The organism is Desulfoplanes formicivorans (assembly GCF_001748225.1).
Lineage (GTDB): Bacteria > Desulfobacterota > Desulfovibrionia > Desulfovibrionales > Desulfomicrobiaceae > Desulfoplanes > Desulfoplanes formicivorans.
In genome coordinates this window covers 283,248-300,383 of record NZ_BDFE01000017.1, presented here as the reverse complement: position 1 = coordinate 300,383, position 17,136 = coordinate 283,248, and the positions used below count along the sequence as shown (strand labels likewise).

General features: G+C 48.0%; 16 protein-coding genes and 1 pseudogene. 8 read left to right on the top strand and 9 right to left on the bottom strand.

Going from position 1 to position 17,136, the window contains the following annotated elements; translation table 11 throughout:
* The first annotated feature begins 112 nt into the window (after positions 1-112).
* Both glgA and DPF_RS10600 read left to right on the top strand, forming a co-directional pair.
* Complete coding sequence (gene glgA / locus DPF_RS10605; protein ID WP_069859628.1) at positions 113-1,618, top strand: glycogen synthase GlgA; 1,506 nt, start codon at positions 113-115, stop codon at positions 1,616-1,618.
* Positions 1,619-1,743: 125 nt separating this feature from the next.
* Positions 1,744-2,052, top strand: coding sequence for an isoamylase early set domain-containing protein (locus DPF_RS10600; protein ID WP_069859627.1), 309 nt, complete (start codon positions 1,744-1,746; stop codon positions 2,050-2,052).
* Between the two features lie 140 nt (positions 2,053-2,192).
* Here DPF_RS10600 and DPF_RS14115 read toward each other — a convergent pair whose 3' ends face one another.
* Positions 2,193-2,336, bottom strand: a complete 144-nt coding sequence (locus tag DPF_RS14115; protein WP_176724239.1) for a hypothetical protein — start codon at positions 2,334-2,336, stop codon at positions 2,193-2,195.
* Positions 2,337-2,382: 46 nt separating this feature from the next.
* Here DPF_RS14115 and DPF_RS10590 point away from each other — a divergent pair, with 46 nt between their 5' ends.
* From DPF_RS10590 to DPF_RS10565, 6 genes are all read left to right on the top strand, one after another.
* Positions 2,383-2,943 carry a helix-turn-helix domain-containing protein gene (locus DPF_RS10590; RefSeq protein WP_069859625.1) on the top strand — a complete coding sequence of 187 codons (561 nt, stop codon included), beginning with the start codon at positions 2,383-2,385 and terminating at the stop codon, positions 2,941-2,943.
* A gap of 161 nt (positions 2,944-3,104) precedes the next feature.
* Positions 3,105-4,715 (top strand): AMP-binding protein, encoded by a 1,611-nt coding sequence (locus tag DPF_RS10585; RefSeq protein WP_069859802.1) that lies wholly within the window; start codon positions 3,105-3,107, stop codon positions 4,713-4,715.
* 330 nt (positions 4,716-5,045) lie between these two features.
* The gene (locus DPF_RS10580; protein WP_069859624.1) at positions 5,046-6,203 is read left to right on the top strand and encodes a CgeB family protein; all 1,158 of its coding nucleotides are present in this window, start codon (positions 5,046-5,048) and stop codon (positions 6,201-6,203) included.
* Between the two features lie 131 nt (positions 6,204-6,334).
* Entirely contained in the window at positions 6,335-7,342 is a 1,008-nt protein-coding gene (locus tag DPF_RS10575) for a glycosyltransferase (protein WP_069859623.1), read from the top strand.
* Positions 7,343-7,453: 111 nt separating this feature from the next.
* Positions 7,454-7,993, top strand: a complete 540-nt coding sequence (locus tag DPF_RS10570) for a glycosyltransferase family 2 protein (RefSeq protein WP_141721113.1) — start codon at positions 7,454-7,456, stop codon at positions 7,991-7,993.
* A 108-nt stretch (positions 7,994-8,101) separates the two neighbouring features.
* On the top strand, positions 8,102-9,331 hold the full coding sequence (locus DPF_RS10565) for a glycosyltransferase family 2 protein (protein WP_069859622.1): 1,230 nt from the start codon (positions 8,102-8,104) through the stop codon (positions 9,329-9,331).
* A 409-nt stretch (positions 9,332-9,740) separates the two neighbouring features.
* Here DPF_RS10565 and DPF_RS10560 read toward each other — a convergent pair whose 3' ends face one another.
* The 8 genes and pseudogenes from DPF_RS10560 to DPF_RS10525 form a co-directional block, all read right to left on the bottom strand.
* Positions 9,741-10,700: a UDP-glucuronic acid decarboxylase family protein gene (locus DPF_RS10560; protein WP_069859621.1), complete on the bottom strand. Its 960-nt coding sequence runs from the start codon at positions 10,698-10,700 to the stop codon at positions 9,741-9,743.
* Between the two features lie 194 nt (positions 10,701-10,894).
* Positions 10,895-11,434 (bottom strand): annotated as a pseudogene (locus DPF_RS10555) (transposase); the annotation flags it as partial.
* A gap of 34 nt (positions 11,435-11,468) precedes the next feature.
* On the bottom strand, positions 11,469-12,188 hold the full coding sequence (locus tag DPF_RS10550; protein ID WP_069859620.1) for a formyltransferase family protein: 720 nt from the start codon (positions 12,186-12,188) through the stop codon (positions 11,469-11,471).
* Entirely contained in the window at positions 12,185-12,760 is a 576-nt protein-coding gene (locus DPF_RS10545) for a hypothetical protein (protein ID WP_069859619.1), read from the bottom strand. The genes DPF_RS10550 and DPF_RS10545 overlap by 4 nt, the downstream gene beginning before the upstream one ends.
* Positions 12,757-13,278: an adenylyl-sulfate kinase gene (locus tag DPF_RS10540; RefSeq protein ID WP_069859618.1), complete on the bottom strand. Its 522-nt coding sequence runs from the start codon at positions 13,276-13,278 to the stop codon at positions 12,757-12,759. The genes DPF_RS10545 and DPF_RS10540 overlap by 4 nt, the downstream gene beginning before the upstream one ends.
* A complete protein-coding gene (locus tag DPF_RS10535) occupies positions 13,275-14,003 on the bottom strand; it encodes a phosphocholine cytidylyltransferase family protein (protein WP_069859617.1) in 729 nt (242 codons plus the stop codon). The genes DPF_RS10540 and DPF_RS10535 overlap by 4 nt, the downstream gene beginning before the upstream one ends.
* Positions 14,000-14,656, bottom strand: a complete 657-nt coding sequence (locus tag DPF_RS10530; protein ID WP_083254645.1) for a gamma-glutamyl-gamma-aminobutyrate hydrolase family protein — start codon at positions 14,654-14,656, stop codon at positions 14,000-14,002. The genes DPF_RS10535 and DPF_RS10530 overlap by 4 nt, the downstream gene beginning before the upstream one ends.
* A 4-nt stretch (positions 14,657-14,660) precedes the next feature.
* The gene (locus DPF_RS10525; RefSeq protein WP_069859615.1) at positions 14,661-17,078 is read right to left on the bottom strand and encodes a PEP/pyruvate-binding domain-containing protein; all 2,418 of its coding nucleotides are present in this window, start codon (positions 17,076-17,078) and stop codon (positions 14,661-14,663) included.
* Positions 17,079-17,136: the final 58 nt, after the last annotated feature.

The window sequence follows — 17,136 nt, the reverse complement described above, 5'->3', positions numbered from 1 at the left end:
TCATCCCGGCGAATGGATGGTGTGTGGAGCATTTTTCCCGACCTGACAAGTATGATGTGCCCGTGTTTGTCGACCATGGTGGCATCAAACAAAATGTGAGGAGCTATCGCGCATGCTCGATACGGAGCCGCCACGGCTCGTGTTTATCGCCTCCGAGGTGTATCCCTTTTCCAAATCCGGGGGGTTGGCCGATGTCATGGGTATTCTTCCCCTGACGCTGCACCGCATGGGGGTTCCCACAGCCGTCATGACTCCTCTTTATGGCCGGTTGTCCACGGCCTCATATCCCCTGCGTCTGGTCTACGAGGATTGTCCGGTGGGGTATCCCTGGCCCACGACCACCGCAGATATTTATGAGGCGGATTACAAGGGCGTGCCGGTCTATTTCATCTCCCGGGGTGAATATTTTGATCGGCGTCATTATTATTGCACGGCCAAGGGCGACTACTTTGACAATTGCGAGCGTTTTATCTTTTTTTGCCGGGCAGCCCTTTCGGCCATGGAGCATCTCAAGTTTCCCGTTCGTGTCGTTCATGTGCATGACTGGCATGCTGCTCTTGCTGCGGCCTTTGTGTATTATTGGCGCAAGGGCAATCCCTTCTGGTCCCGTGTGCGTACAGTGATGACCATCCATAATCTGGCCTTTCAGGGCAGGTTTTCCAACCGTCTTTTCTGGGACAGCGGCCTTCCCCACGAGGCCTGGAACATGGATGGGGTTGAATACTACGACAGTTTCAATCTGCTCAAGGCCGGCATTGTGTATGCCGATTTGATTACCACGGTCAGTCCGACCTATGCCCGGGAGATCGTCACGGCCAAGTTCGGGTGCGGTCTGGAGGGTGTTCTTGCCCAGAGGAAACGCGATCTGGTCGGGGTTCTGAACGGGGTGGACTATACCGTGTGGGATCCTTCGCGAGACAAATTTCTCGAGCAGACCTATGACGCCGGAAACATGGCTGGCAAACAGGCCTGCAAGAACAAGCTGATCCAGATCATGGGCATTGATCCCGCTTTGAGAAACCGGCCGGTGCTCGGATTTATCGGGCGACTCCGGGGGCAAAAGGGCATTGATCTGCTACTCGATATCATGGACAGGCTGATGAAGGAGCAGGTGGCTGTTGTTGTCCTGGGCGAAGGCAAGCCAGCCCATGAAGCCAGGCTTTTGGATCTGGTTGAAAAATATCCCGGCCGGCTGTGTGCCCATGTGGGGTATACCGAGGAGCTCGCCCATCAGATCCAGGCTGGATCAGATATTTTCTTGATGCCTTCGCGGTATGAACCCTGTGGTCTGACCCAGCTTTACAGCCTCCGTTACGGAACCCCGCCTGTAGCTACCGATGTGGGAGGATTGAGCGATACCATTGTTTCCCACCCCAATCCGGGGGCAACAGGGTTCACCTTTGCAGAATCCTCTCCCGAAAGTTTTCTGGCCGGGATACGACAGGCCCTTGCTGTTTGGCGGAACAAGATGGCCTGGAACGCCCTGTGCGCCAATGGCATGCGGGCTGATTTTTCCTGGGAACAATCGGCCCGGATCTATACCCAACTCTATAGGTCGCTGGGTCTTGACGATACCGTTGTGCAACACGCCCCAGCCGCCCGGTCCTCGAAATCATGATGGCCAGCGGGTGATGTGCGCGGTGGCCATCATGGTCCATATGGCAACCAGCCTGCTTTTTGGCGTTGAGCAGGCATCCCTTGCAAACGCTTTCATCATCTGAATTCCGCCAAGGAGATACACCCATGAGTATTCAGAAAAAATATCTCAAGACCAAGCCGGTATGCAAAGTGACCTTCAGGGTTGCTGCAGACGTGGCCCCCAATGCAAAGCAGGTGAATCTGGTGGGGGATTTCAACAATTGGGACGCCAGCGCAACTCCCATGACCAGACTGAAGAACGGCAGTTTCAAGGTGTGCGTGAACCTTGAAATCGGTCGTGAATATCAGTTTCGCTATCTCGTGGACGAAAAGGAATGGGAAAACGACTGCGAGGCGGACAAGTTCGTGGCCACTCCCTATGGGGACAGTGAAAATTCCGTCATTGTTGTCTGAGTTCCCCCTGTATGCATTTCAAGACTGATGAGCCGGATCGGGAAGGTTTCCCGGTCCTTTTTTATGGGCAAACATCTCCCGGGGTGGCAGGACCACGTCAAGGAAAAGAAGGATGTTTTTCACCGAACCTTTTCTTCCGTTTACCCGAACCCCATTGTCATGGTGACCACCATGATGGAGTATGTACCTTGTGGAACAGGCTTGATTTCCCTTTCCGGATGGGCAATGATCTGATCCTTGCAGGAAATGGAACCGGGGAACAGCCATGTTCCAGGTGTTTCCATGCATTTTTGTGCGCAGAACATACGCTAACTGGCAAGGAGATGTTTGATGGAAGAAGCGACTCCCATTTACAAGGAGATAGCGCCCCGCCTCCGGGGGCTGAGGGACGCCATGGAGCTGTCTACGGAAGCCATGGCCGGTGATTTGGGCGTTGGGGTTGACGAGGTGGAAACATATGAGTCCGGCGAGGTGGAAATTCCGGTGAGCTATCTGTTTCGGGTGGCCCAGGCCTACCATGTGGATTTGACCGTGCTCATATCCGGGAATGAGGCCCATCTGCACAACTATTCCATGGTCAAGGCCGGCAATGGATTGTCTGTGGAACGGCGCAAGGATTACGATTACAAGAGTCTTGCCTACCGGTTTGTGGGCAGGAAGATGGAGCCTTTCTACATCAAGGTACCGCCCAAGGATGTGAACAGCCTCAATTACAGCCATCACGAGGGGCAGGAATTCATTTACATGCTCAAGGGCAAACTGGAGATCCATCTCGGGGACAAGGTTTTTGTCATGGAACCGGGGGACAGTTTTTATTTTGATTCCACCACGCCCCATGCTCTGCGCGCACTGGGTGAGGCCAACGCGGAATTTCTCGATGTGATTATCTAGGGAATTCTTGTTTGATGCCACGAGTCTGAAGGCTTGGTATCTTACGAGAATTCCCTTTTCATGTTGTGTAGTTATGACATGGGTAACCAGATGAACATTATCAAGAACAGGGAGAATCCAGCGTGATCACCAAAGTACGGCCTACATCCTATGAACACTTTATGGAGACATACCAACAGATCGCTCCAGAACATTTCAACTTTGCCTTTGACGTGGTTGACGCCAAGGCAGCTGCATCACCCCAACAAAAAGCCATGATCCATCTGGATGATCACGGCGTGCGTCGGGAATATACGTTTGATTTTTTTGCCAGGGAGTCCTCAAGACTGGCCAACAGCCTCAAGGGGCAGGGCATTGGCAAGGGCGACACCGTCATGCTCATCCTCTACCGCCGGGTGGAGTTCTGGGTGGCCATGCTCGCCCTGCACAAGCTGGGTGCAGTGGCCATACCAACTCCTTCTCTGCTGACCACCCATGATATTGTTCAGCGGGTCAATGTGGCCAATGTCAAATGCATGATCGTGGAAGATTCCATTGTCTCCAGAGTTGATGCGGCCAGGAAGGATTGTGCAGGAATCAGGTTGTACGTGCAGGTGGGAGGGGATGCAGCGGCTCCTGGGTGGGAGCTGTATGAGCCGTTTGTGGCTCAGGGTTCGGATCAATTTTCCCGGCCTGATGATTGCGCTGACGGTGATGATCCGCTGCTCATCTTTTTTTCTTCAGGCACAACAGGTCCGCCGAAAATGGTGGAACACACCCATACCTATCCCCTGGGGCATGTGATGACCGGGGTGTATTGGCACGATCTTGAACCCGGAGATATCCATCTGACCGTGGCCGACACCGGCTGGGGAAAGGCAGTCTGGGGCAAATTCTATGGCCAGTGGATGGCGGATGCCATTGTTTTTGTTTATGATTTCAGAGGGAAGTTTTCCCCCAGCAATCTCTTGACCGCCATCTCCCAAAACAAGGTGACCTCCTTTTGCGCTCCCCCCACGGTGTACAGATTTTTGATTCGCGAGGATCTGGCCGCTTATGACCTTTCGGCATTGCGCCATTGCACCACTGCAGGCGAGTTGCTGAACTATTCGGTTTTTCATACCTGGGAAGAACTGGTGGGGTTGCCCATTTACGAGGGGTATGGTCAGACAGAGACCTCCCTGCAGATCGCCACGTTCCCGTGCATGAAACCCAAACCCGGGTCCATTGGAAAACCGGTACCCGGATGGGATATTGTGCTTCTGGACAGCGAAGACAATGTCTGTCCTCCTGGCGTGGAAGGGGAGATCTGCGTGAAGATCAAAGAGGGCAAACCCTTTGGTCTCATGGATGGCTATCTCAAGGAACCCGAGAAAACCGCAGATGCCACCCGCAACGGGTATTACCGCACCGGAGACAAGGCCTGGATGGATGAAGACGGGTATTTCTGGTTCATGGGCCGTGTGGACGATGTGATCAAAAGTTCGGGGTATCGCATCGGACCTTTTGAGGTGGAAAGCGCTCTGGTTGCCCATGATGCCGTGGTGGAGGCTGCTGTGACCGGGCTGCCCGATCCCTTGCGCGGCCAGGCGGTCAAGGCCACCATTGTGCTTGCTCCCGGGTTTGAGCCCTCTGAAACGTTGACCAGGGAATTGCAGAATTACGTCAAAAAAGTGACTGCTCCCTACAAATATCCCCGTGTCATCGAATACGTCACCGACCTGCCCAAGACCATCAGCGGCAAGATCAAGCGCGCCGATATCAGGGCCAGGGATCTGGAAAACATGAAATAGGCTGTCGTGATCGTTTATGATGCCAAAAGGCCACCTGTTCCGTAGCGGAAGAGGTGGCCTTTTTTGGGCTGCTGGAACGTGTTCATGCACACCGCCACGAGCTGTTGTCGTAGGACCGGGAATTGCATTTCAATGGTTTATCCAAAGGATCACTCAGGATTTTGGCAGCCCAGGCCCCATTGGGCGAGTGATGTTGGCTTGTTTTCTTTTGCAACACAATCCGGTCACAACTGGGGATGGGTACAGGCATCACGAACAGGAACGGACGCAACATCAGTGGAAACCAGAGTGCAAAGAGGGCGAAGGCGGGTTGCCAGTCGCCAGGGAAGTATGCCCAGGATTTTGTTCATCAATATGGGCTATTATCTTTCCCGTGAGATTCCAAGTGCATTGACAAAACTGCAGTGTCCCTTTCTGAACTTTCAGCCGGGCAGGCTGCCTGACGGACGCGACTGCGAGCTGTTCCTGCCCCGACTCCTCAAGGCCATTGCACAGTACAAGCCTCACATGGTTCTGACGGTCAACGGGCTTGGTCTGGACAAGGACGGGGTGGTGGCCGAGTTTCTCAATACGGCTGGAATTCCTTTAGTGGTCTGGTTTGTGGACAATCCCGAGCTGTTCTGTCTTGGTTGCGAGTCCAGCTATCCTGACAAGACGATTTTTTTTACCTGTGATCCGGATGGACCGGCCAAGGTGCGACGATGGGTACCCTGTGTTACCCATGTGCTTCCTTTGGCCGCTGACACCAATACCTTCAAGCCCGTAACCACGACCCATGCCCGCAAGGTTTCCTTTGCCGGTGATACCTGGACGGGTAAGATAGCGGTATGTCACAAGAACCATTTTTTTCCCCGCGTTCTTGTGCGCCAGGCTCTCGGGGTTGCACGGGCATTGGTTGATCAACAACCTGGAGACGGGATCGGTTTCATCCAAACTCGTTTTCCCGATATTTACAAACAGGCTCTGACCCTTCCACCCAATGGGCAAAACGGATTTTGGCATTTGGTGTACTGGCAGGCCAACAGGCTGTATCGGATCAACTGTGTGGAGAAGATACTCCCTTTTCGTCCGTTGATTGTGGGGGACAGATATTGGAAACGATTGCTTCCTGAAGAGCATTTCGAAGCCCATCCTCCTGTTGCTTACGGCGAGGAGGTGTTCAGGCTCTATGGCATGAGCGCGATCAATTTTGCCTGTTCCAGCATGCAGATGGCCGGGGCCGTTACCCAGCGGGTTTTTGATGTTCCTGCTTCCGGAGGATTTGTGCTCACTGACGCACGCAGACAGCTGGATGATCTTTTTGACAGGGGAAAAGAGGTGGTTTGCTTCGACTCCACCGATGAGATCGGTCCATTGATTCAGCGCTATCTCGAAGATGAGGGCAAACGGCGCAATATCATCAAGGCAGCCAGAATGCGGATAGCTTCCGAGCACACCTATGTACACCGGATGCAGACGCTGATTCAGATGGTGAATGCATCCCTGTAGTCATGGTTGGCGTATTATGACCGGGAAGGGGAAGTCAGACTCTTCCATATGGTTATGAGACGTTGTTCCTCGCGTTGCAGGGGCATATGGTCGTTTTCGATAAATGGCATGAAACCGGTTGCAGGATAATAATGAAACGATTGTGCATTTTTTATCCTCCCCTTGGCAGGAAGAGCGGGGGAACCGAAGTGCTTTTGCAGCTGGCTGGGAACTCCCTGGATCTGGGGGTCGAGACCTTGCTCGGATTCTGGGAGCCTCCTGATGCCCCTTTGGCGAAAGAACTTTCGGCCAGGGGACTTGTCTGGTGTCTTTGCAAGGATCTGCATCTTGGTCCAGATGCTGTCTGGCTGGTACCTGATGGCTGGGTCAATGCCTTGTCCCTTGGCTTCCAGACTAAAGCCCGAAGTGTGCTCTATTGCCAGAACTGGGCCTATCTCTTTGATGGATTACCTGAAAACGTACGCTGGCATGACCTGCCCGTGGAGTTTCTGGCTGTTTCCCATCCTGTGGCCCTGTTTATGGAAGAGGTGCTGGGAAATCGTCCCTGCATTGTTCGGCCCTACATCGATGAAACGCTTTTCCATCCCCCTGCGCGAAAGCCCCGGACCCCGTCCGTTCGTATCGCGTACATGCCTCGAAAGAACAGTCGCCTTGTCAACCAGGTGCAGCGTATTGTTGGCGAACGGCGACCGGATGTGTCCGCACAGATCCAGTGGGTGGGCATTCAGGGAAAACCAAGATCCGAGGTTGCTGCTCTCCTGCGCACCTGTCATTTGTTTCTTGTCACGGGATTTCCCGAGGGCTGCCCCTTGCCTCCCCTTGAGGCCATGGCCTGTGGCACCATTCCTCTGGGTTTTACCGGTTTGGGGGGATGGGATTACATGCGTCAGACAGGATCGGAACGGTATGCACCCCCCTTTGCGGTGCGACCGGTTGCCTGGAAAGACAATGGACGGTTCTATCCTGATGGTGAAGTGCTTGGCCTGGCCAGGGGTGTGGAAGAGATGGTTCTTGGCGTGCTGGAAAAGCATGCGCAGATTGAGGCCATAGTGCATGCGGGAAGAGAGACGGCCATGGCCTATAACAAGGTTCGTCAACAGGATGAACTGGAACGCTGGATAGAGGAGCTTCGGTCATGAAGAAGCCGTATCGATTGGCGACTGTTATCCTTCATTACGGGGATCCAGGCATAACCGCTAGGCTTCACAAGCAACTCCTTGATGCAGATCCCGGGGTATGGTCAGGACATTATGGTCGTAGACAACAATGCCCCTCAGCCATACGCCAAGGCCGATTTGCGGATAAAGTGCAACCTGTTCTGGGCCGGTGGCCTTGATTATTGTGTTCAGCATGTTGTGCATAAGGGTTATACGCACCTGTGGTTTTTGAACGATGATATCCTGTTTGTGTCGCCTGCCCCTTTCATTCATCGTGTCTGGAACCGCATGTTGCATGTTGAGAAACATTGTGGACCTGTGGGGGTCTATTCTCCATCATTTACCACGAATCCCTATCACCCTCACATGGTTCAATCCGTTGGACAAGGGTTCACGCGGATCGGTTATGTAGATGGCATCGCTCCTTTGATCTCCCTGGACTGTTTGCAAGAGATTGGCGGATTGGACATGGGAGACAACCATGTCGGCTATGGGGTGGATGTGTGGTTGTCCACTCGTTCAGCAGAAAAGGGCTGGGTGGTGATCGTGGATCACGAGCTGGTTGCCCGACACCGGTATCATGGAACGGCGCGTACCATAAGCGGAATGATGGAGCGGGCCCGCAGTTCTTGAGCACGATTATTTGGTTCCCCGTTTGGGAGAAAACTATCAATCCCGTTTGCGTATGTTGGCTGACGATATCGGGACGATCATGTAACTTGTACCTATCGGGGGGAGTGTATGTCCTATGCGGTTTCCATTATTATTCCCGTGTTTAATCAATGGCATCTGACCTGTGATTGCCTTGTCAGTCTGCAGAAGACGATTTTGCGATCCGATATCGAGATCATTGTTGTGGATAATGGATCCAGCGATGCTACCATGTCGCAATGTCCCAAACTGGGGACACATCTCTTTGGCCAAAGATTTACCTACATCCGAAACGAAGAAAATCGCAACTTCGGGCCTGCCTGCAATCAGGGAGCTCGGCAAGCCTCTGCCAAGTATTTGTTTTTTTTAAATAACGACACCATTGCCAAGAAGGGATGGCTCGAGCCTTTACTGGAATCCATGGGAAAAGATGATCGTCTGGGTGCTGTGAGTCCCTTGCTGGTCTATCCGGATTCCGAACGGGTCCAGCATCTGGGGGTCACTTTTGCTCCGGGAGGAACGGTTAAACATCTCTATGAATATTTTCCCAAGGATCATCCGGTCGTTTATCAGGAAAGAGAGCTTCAGGCGATTACAGGAGCCGCTTTTTTTATTGATCGTGGAGAGTTTCTACGGTGCGGGTCGTTTTTCGAAGGGTATGCAAACGGGTTTGAGGACCTGGATTTATGCTTTGAACTCCGGGCGCACGGAAAAACATTGCGATGCATACCGGAGAGCTGTTTTGTTCATTTGACAAGCCAAACCCCGGGACGATTCGATTGTGACACCGTCAATGCCGCGCTTCTTTCGCGCCGACATGGCCATGATTTGTACCCTGATCTGCATGTTCTTGTTCGCAACGATGGCTTTTGCCTGAACCTCACTTCCTGGTTAATGCATTATGCGACGTTGCCCAAAGAGCGGAGATCGACCCTTGAGAAGGAGGCACACGGGATGGATAGTGATGCCCTGACTGCCCTGCTCCACAAGGAACCCCTTTGGGAAGACGGGTATGAACGACTGGCACGGTTACGGGAACAGCAGGGAGACCACGCTGCCGCCAACCAGCTGCGTTGGTTGCGGGTTCGCCTGTGTCCGTCCGAAAAGGCGTATTTTCTTCTTCAAAAAAGCAGTCAACGCTGCCACGACGATCTTTTGTATGATTATGCCAAGAACTTTTTGGCTTTCCTGGCCAAGAATAAGGATAAGCACCAAAGAACCAAAATGATTTCCCGGGCGAGAAGTCTGCAGGCATGGGCACGGGCCCATGATGAATCCGGACTTGTCACCCTGTACGAACAATGGCTTGGGACACAATGATGAATCTTCATGGGAGAGGATATCGGTAGAGGTACCGACGACCTCGTTTGAAGTGGCCCCCAAACGGGTGGATGCTTACGGGCAGGGGGTTCAGGCGGTACTTTAAAGATGTATCCAGTTGGAAAAAGGCGGCATTGTTTTCGGGTATTGGGTGAACGATCCCCATAGGTGTGGGGTGGTGGATTTTGATGCGCAGGGAAACGTGCGCAGTATCAAGGAAAAAATCAAAGCAGCCTAAATCCAATTTTGCCATCTCTGGCCTCTATTTTTCCGACAATTCCGTGGTGGATATTGCTCGATCCATACACCCTTCTCCCCGGGGAGAATTTGAAATCATGGATGTGGCCTCCATGAGGGACTCATGGAGGCCGGCATCCCCGGCCAGGCAAACCCGCGGCCAAGGAGCATCCTATTGGTAATCGTCGTTTTCCAGAAGTTTTCTAAAATACGAGATTGTCTGCGCAAGTCCTTCATGCAATCGAAATTGTGGCTCCCATCCGTAACGTTCTCTGGCTATGGCGATATCAGGCTTCCTTTGTTTCGGATCATCTGTTGGCAGCTGTTTAAATGATATTTCCGATGAACTTTCTGTCATCTTCACGACCTGCTGCGCTAGGTCCAGAATGGTGAATTCCCTAGGGTTACCCATGTTCAAAGGACCGCAAAATCCGGACTCATCTTCCATGAACAGAACCATCAGTTTGATCAGATCGTCTACATAACAAAAAGATCTGGTCTGAGAGCCATCGCCGTAGATGGTAATGGGCCTGTTTTGCAGGGCTTGCATGATGAAGTTGGAGACAACCCGGCCGTCGTTGGGATGCATTCGAGGGCCATAGGTATTGAAGAGGCGTCCTACACGAATATCAAGGCCGTGTTGGCGTTGGTAGGAGAAGAAGAGGGATTCAGCACATCTTTTGCCTTCATCGTAACATGATCTGAGACCAATAGGATTGACGTGCCCCCAATAATCCTCTGTTTGGGGGTGTATGGTTGGATCACCATACACTTCGCTGGTGGAGGCTTGAAAAATTTTCGCTTTGACCCGTTTGGCTAAGCCAAGCATGTTGATGGCGCCGTGAATACAGGTCTTGGTGGTCTGGACGGGATCGAATTGATAATGGATGGGCGAGGCAGGGCAGGCCAGATTATAGATTTCATCTACTTCCAGATAGAGGGGGAAGGTGATGTCGTGACGGATGATTTCAAAGCGTGGGTTGGGCAGGAGATGTTCTATATTACTGCGTGAGCTGGTGAAGAAATTGTCCACGCAAAGTACCTCATAACCTTTGGCAAGTAATCGTTCACAGAGATGCGAACCTAAAAAACCGGCACCGCCGGTGACCAAAACCCGTTTGCGAAGATGCACGAAAGTCTCCTCGTGATGTGTGCTGTAAAAGTCGTCAAAAAAATGTCGTTTTTATGACGATATGCTTGTTTAAAACAACTTGAGAATCAAGGGGAAATATTATTGTAATTCTGGGTTGATAGCAAATTTTAAGGTGGAGCCACAACGCAGTGACCCTGCAAATTTAATTGGTTCTTCGACGTTTTGTGTGGAATTCATGTAGCAACCAGGATCTGAATCGGAGCCGCAATCAGGTAGGCCATGGTGATAAAGTTCTCCACGTTTCGGTAACCTCGGGCTCTGGCCCTTGCCGCTTGGAACAGGCCATTGAAGCCTTCGAGCCTTGCATTGGTGTGCAGGGAATGCCAACGATGGAGGATGCGTGGCATGTGCCTCTCAAAACTGGCCAAGGCATTTCTTACTGGCTCCAGAAGTGGACAATCAGCGGTATACTCAGTTGCATGCTTGAGAAAATGGGTAATGCGCCACTTGGCAGCCTGCCTTGATTCAGCCCGACGAATCAAGCGTAAAAGTTCTTTGACGCGGTAGGCCTTGGCTGTAGCAAAGCCCTGTTCAACGAGCTCAAGAAGAGCATTCTCCTGGTTTTGCGTGCGTTTTTTCTCAGCGCCTTTGAGTACGGCCCAACGGGTGTGATCTGGAAGCTTTGTCTGTCTGCCCTCAAGTTTCCGGACATCATCGGCGGCCTTGGTGAAAAGCTGGACAACATGGAACCAGTCGACTGATCCTGCTACATGAATTCCACACAAAACGTCGAAGAACCAACCTTTTTTAATCCAAAGTAAGAATTGCTATATGTTTCAAAACAGGATGAATTACATAATAAGTATTCCCTTTATCGGGTTGTTGCGGGATTACTTGGGGCAAAACATGATGATTCCCGTAGTGAAGGAGCACTTGGCATAAGAGATCAGCCCGGATAGCGCAGTCGTATAAGTAATCAATGTCAATATTTTTTGGAGGTTTGGGGTACGATTTCCTGGCGAGAATTGGTCCTGTATCGATTTCTTTTTCCAGAAGTATGGCTGATACACCGCAATTGCGAGTAGCCAGCAAATGAAAATACGTGGTTGTAGACCCCCTGAAATCCGGCAACCACCCAGAATGTATGTGTAGGAAGGGTGCTGAACCGTTTATGAGGTGTTCTCCTACTATCTGACTTCCGTAACCGGAATAAATTATTAATTCTGGTTTTAGCTCTGTGATCGCTTCAGATATAGGAGCATCATTGATATGCGTTGCTGTCACCGTTTTGACTGTTTTACAAGCTTCATGCAGGCTTTGTTCAAGGTTTAGGCTTAGATCAGGAAGATATACCGGAGAACCAGGCCACTCCCTCTCTGGAATCTTTTTTGTCTGTCCAGTTTTGGGGCCGCTAGCTTCAAAAAAGATGCCTCCTTTAATCTTAATGCCGTTCTCAATCATTGCTTGGGTGTAGGCTTTAGAACGAGCTGTGTCAGCTGTAATGATTATCGTGTCTTCAAGTGTCATATTTTCAGTCCATTTTTATCAGCAAGTGCACCAACATGATAGATTTCTCTTTTGATCAACCAAGCCAGTCTTGCTTGATTCTCCGGGAGGAGATATTTACTGTACGCAATCAGCGTGTCGATTACTTTTAACAATACATTCAGGTAAGGTAGATCTGCATTTTGCCTGTAGGCAAACTCCATGATCTCTGCGTATCTGAGATAATTGCTTAAGTCGTCATATTTATCTTTTGTAACGGGTTTAAAGTCACTATCATACGTATCAAACAGTCTCTTGCTGACTTCGAATTTTTTAACCCATATTCCAAGTTCCTGCCTCAGTTCCTCAAACATTCCTTGCATCAAGCCAGCCATTAGTTCTTCAAGCCTTTGTGTTGTCCTAATGGGTGTAGATAGAGGTTGATATGGGTATTGCGGCGTAGGAGGAGGTAACGGAGTTCCAAATTCAACAGCTACCATATTTCGGCTTTCCTTCCAGCTTTTGAGAAAATCATATCCCATATACTGACTATATTGATAGGTATGACGATCTTCAAGAAGGTTACCTTGGGAATATAAATATTCTGTACTCATATCACAATACCTGCAGAGTTGAGGATTTGTCGGGCCAAAGTCTCTGGGTCTGGAGCTCCGGGGGCAGTGCTGAGCACCAAGTCTGATTTACTTGGTGGTGAAAAATTTATATCCAGGCCTACCACGTTCTTTTCTTGGCCACGCAGAGCCCTGCCGTATAGACCTTTAGTGTCGCGTTTCTTCAATACCTCTATGTCAGTATCAATATAAACTTGAAAGTATTTGTGAAACTTTTTCCTGTTTTCCAGCATAAGTTGGTCAAAAATGCACAGTATACAGCAGATTACATTTATTTTTTGTCTGTCCAATATTGCACATATTTCCACCATACGTTTAGCATTGATAAGACGTCCCTCTATAGTATAGTTAGCCGATTTTGTATCATGCTGAAAAATACTTCTTACATCATCTCCATCCAGCATAACAGTATTGGGAGATTTTTTTTTCCAAATTTGATAGAGTTCTTGCCCGATGGTAGTCTTCCCTGAACCGGATAGTCCCACAAGCCAAACTATCATAAATCTTCCTCCCTAAACAAGGCTTCAGCTACCTTCAAGTCTTCTTGACTATCCACCTCACACCACGTTCCTTGCCATGGTACAGCCATAACGATTTTGCCTTTTTCGATGAGTAATCTGAGTAACGTAGTCATATCTAATGTATCCGAAAATTTTTGATCTTTATCCAAAAGGTCAAATACACTGCTAGATGCATCAGGTGTAAATTTTAAAAGGCCCATATATTGACCTTTAATTTCTGAAAGTTTCACGTTTGTTCTTCCGATATCAGTCAGTACACCGTCATGTGCTACAAAGCTTTCGGCATCACTCAATGGGTCGCTAAATCTTTTTTTCCAAAGACTTAACCAGTTTGGATCATATAAAATAGAAAGCCTTTCAGATTCGAATTCAACCAACGTCTTCACTGCATCGGACGGATAGATAATATCCGAATAAGAAACAATACAGGGCTCCGTTTGTAGCCACTCTCTGGCGGCCATAAGACTGGTAACCATGTTCGTTTCATTCCATCTTAAATTTTCTGCCGTCTCAAAATTACCAACAAGTTGCTCTTTGCAATACCCGCGGACAACTAAAATATCATCAATACCCGCCCCTTTAAGGGCTTCAATTTGCCAATGGAGTAATGGCTTGCCGCCTAGCTCAACCAAACACTTAGGACGATCGTCTGTCAGGGAGAGAAGTCTGGACCCCCGGCCTGCTGCCAAAATAATAGCTTTCACGTATATTTCTCCGAGTTGATAAATAAATTTCTGACCAATATCTGATCATAATCATTGACAGGATTTTCTCTCTCTGGATGCCACATAATCCCCGCTAAAGGATGATTTTCATGATATATACCTTCCACTACCTCGTTATCATCTACCGCAAACGGTTTAAGCGCGTCACGATCACGAAAACAGCTTACATGTTCCGCGCAATTATCATGATATGAATTAACAATAAGTGATTGTTCTGTTTGCTCAGAAGGGGACTTCAACAGAGATATCGCATGGCGCGTCCCCGCATGTTTTTTTGTCAGGCACCGAAAAATTTTTTTACCAAAGAAATGAAGTATAAGCTGAAAGCCACGACACACGCCAAATATCGGTATGTTTTTTTGTAAAGCAAATCGGATCAAAGCGAGTTCGGTTTCATCCCTTTTGGGGTATTCATGTATATCATTACCCCCTGTTAGAATAAAACCATTCAAATCCCAATCCTGAACATGCTGAATTATCCTAATTCCTATATTAGGCAGAGGCATCCAATTTGCTTCTGGTAAAACCTGCTGCATAAAACGAGGCCAATCATGGGCTAGAGCATCACGAGGTTCAGAATAGTTTTGAGCCTCCGTTATCCGCATTGACAATCCAATTCGCAGATTTTTCATAAGCTCAAATAGTTCTTATCGTTTTGCTGCCACAGTTGAGGTCAATTTTACGGGCTTGTTTTAACCTTTGAAAGAGCTCTTCTCCACAACCAATAGCCGCAGGTAATTGTAATTCGGCACAGCGAATGGCCATATGCGAGTTGGCTCCGCCATATTTTGTAATTAATCCGGCAATTCCTTTGGTGAATATCCAATCAAAACCAGGGTCTGCATTCTCGATGCATACAATGCAATTATTTATAGACGTACCATCTAAAGTCGTAGGACTTAAAAAAACGATCGGTCTTTCTATTTGTTTCTGGGTAATAAAATTTGGCTCAGAACGATGGATTGGAACCACATGAATATCACGAACTCCTCTAACAAGATAACTGAGTTTGAATACTCTGGCCAATGATTGATCGATTCTCGCGTGATCTACCTTGTACATCAATTCTGTAGTAATTTTTCCTCGTATTGAGTTATGGCATGTGTCAAGGATATCACAGATTGATAAGAGAGAAAGATCTTCTCTTCCAAGGCCGTAAAAACAACCCCAATCTGCTATTGATTCCAAAATAGCAGATAAATTACGACTGAAAATAAATTTAGCATATTCACGACCTTGGATTGCTATTTTAGCATATTCAAAAAAACTTTCAGAATCAATAAAGGTGACTCCAATTTCGCGCAAAAGATTATTTATATATTTTTTTTCTATGTCTGATAGAATAAAATTTGCATGTACGTTTTTATTTTCAAAATACATGCAATTATCAAATAGATCTGTACGATCCCTATAGCATGGAGACATAATATCAAAAGTTCCCGGTCGTAAATGCCCATATTGTTCCTGAAAAGCATCCACGTCTATTTGACCTTGACACACCCTTTGAATATCTCGAGAAAGATCTCCCATGATGGTGCGAAAAGATGATTTAAATTCAGCTACCCGTTTTTCAGTCAGTGCACAACGTGAAATGGCAGATCTGAGAAAAGTTTCAGCAATAAAAGCATGTCGAGCTATAATGCTAAATGGTATGGTACCATAATAAAGACAGTCCTCCAGCAATGCTTGAATATGTGAAATCAATGCGGTTGGACTTGAAGTTTGAAATTCAAGATATTCAGGTGATTGAAATGCAGATAGTTTTTCGATTTTTGCAAGAGCTTTGTTCAAACTTCCATTACGAGATGTATCTAAAACTTTATTCGTTAAGGTACGAAGTAAGTCTTTGTATATTTTTTTTTCAGAGTTATTCAAAATTTCACTATATCTCTGAGAAAAATTTTTTTCAAATTCAAAATCCAATACGGTATGTAATACGTCGAATTCAACTTTATCGTGAAGGGATGGATTGTCTGCTAGGCGTTGAAGCCATGCGGCAACCAGCTTCTCCCCAATTTTATTCGGGATACCTTCAGGCAAAAAAGAATTAAAACTAGCGCGTATGTCAATATAAGCATGCCCGCCGATCAACACCATAAGCTCTGTATGGGGTATTCGTCGATACCCCATTTGAGCTCTTGATTCACTCCAGGCGTGTGCGGATATAAGCGCTCTGAAAAGGGAAGCCGCAAGCGGAGAAGGGATTACTCCAATAAGTTCTGCGGGATTCCAGTCGGACATGTTGCCAAAAAGGGTATAATCACCAAAAAGAGTTTTACGTCGGTTTGAAAGGTCTGATATAAAACGTTCCATATGTGGGATAGTACGCGAAACGCGATGTTCGGTATCGGGGTGCCAAACCCCAGCTGTGCTTACCCGACGAACTTGCAAAAGGTGCATCACCCCTTTTTTATCAAGAGCAAACTCAATATCCAAAGGAATTAACCCGCAAAGCGATTCGATACATTTCGCGAGTTCGAGCATTTGTAAAACTCTGTTCGAGTCACAATATTCTGGAGTATAGTTTCGGTACACTAAAACTGTTTTGTGAACGCCTTTTCCTCCTGTAATGGATTCCGTATCTCCTGTTTCATCATCATAATTAAGAACGTAATACGGCGACCCATCGTCAACACAACGTGTTAAAATGACACCACTAACATCAACGTCTCGTACCATTTCCTGAATCAGAACCTGATTGTCTACGTGCTGATCTGGATATGATTTAAAAACAGTGTCTACTGCATCTCTTAAATAATATCTATTGTTTGAGTCTACATTTAAAATAGAAGTAAATGCACCTGCAAAAGAATTTTTTGCACCATCTTCGCATGTTGCAGAACTACGAATTGCTATCAGTTCACCTTGAAATAGGCTAGATATTCTATCTATAATAGCTTCATGTTTTTCTCTCCACTCTTTCATATTAAAAAAAATAAACTTCGGTATATTGATAGATTTTGATAACTCTTTGATTTTTTTTAATGTTTCAGCTTTTGAAGAGAATCGAAACTGGAACGTTGATTTTGATGGTGAATGTTTAATGGATTTCATATATTCTCTCTGTATGGTATGTTTGTATTTAAAATACAAATCGATACATGATTTATTT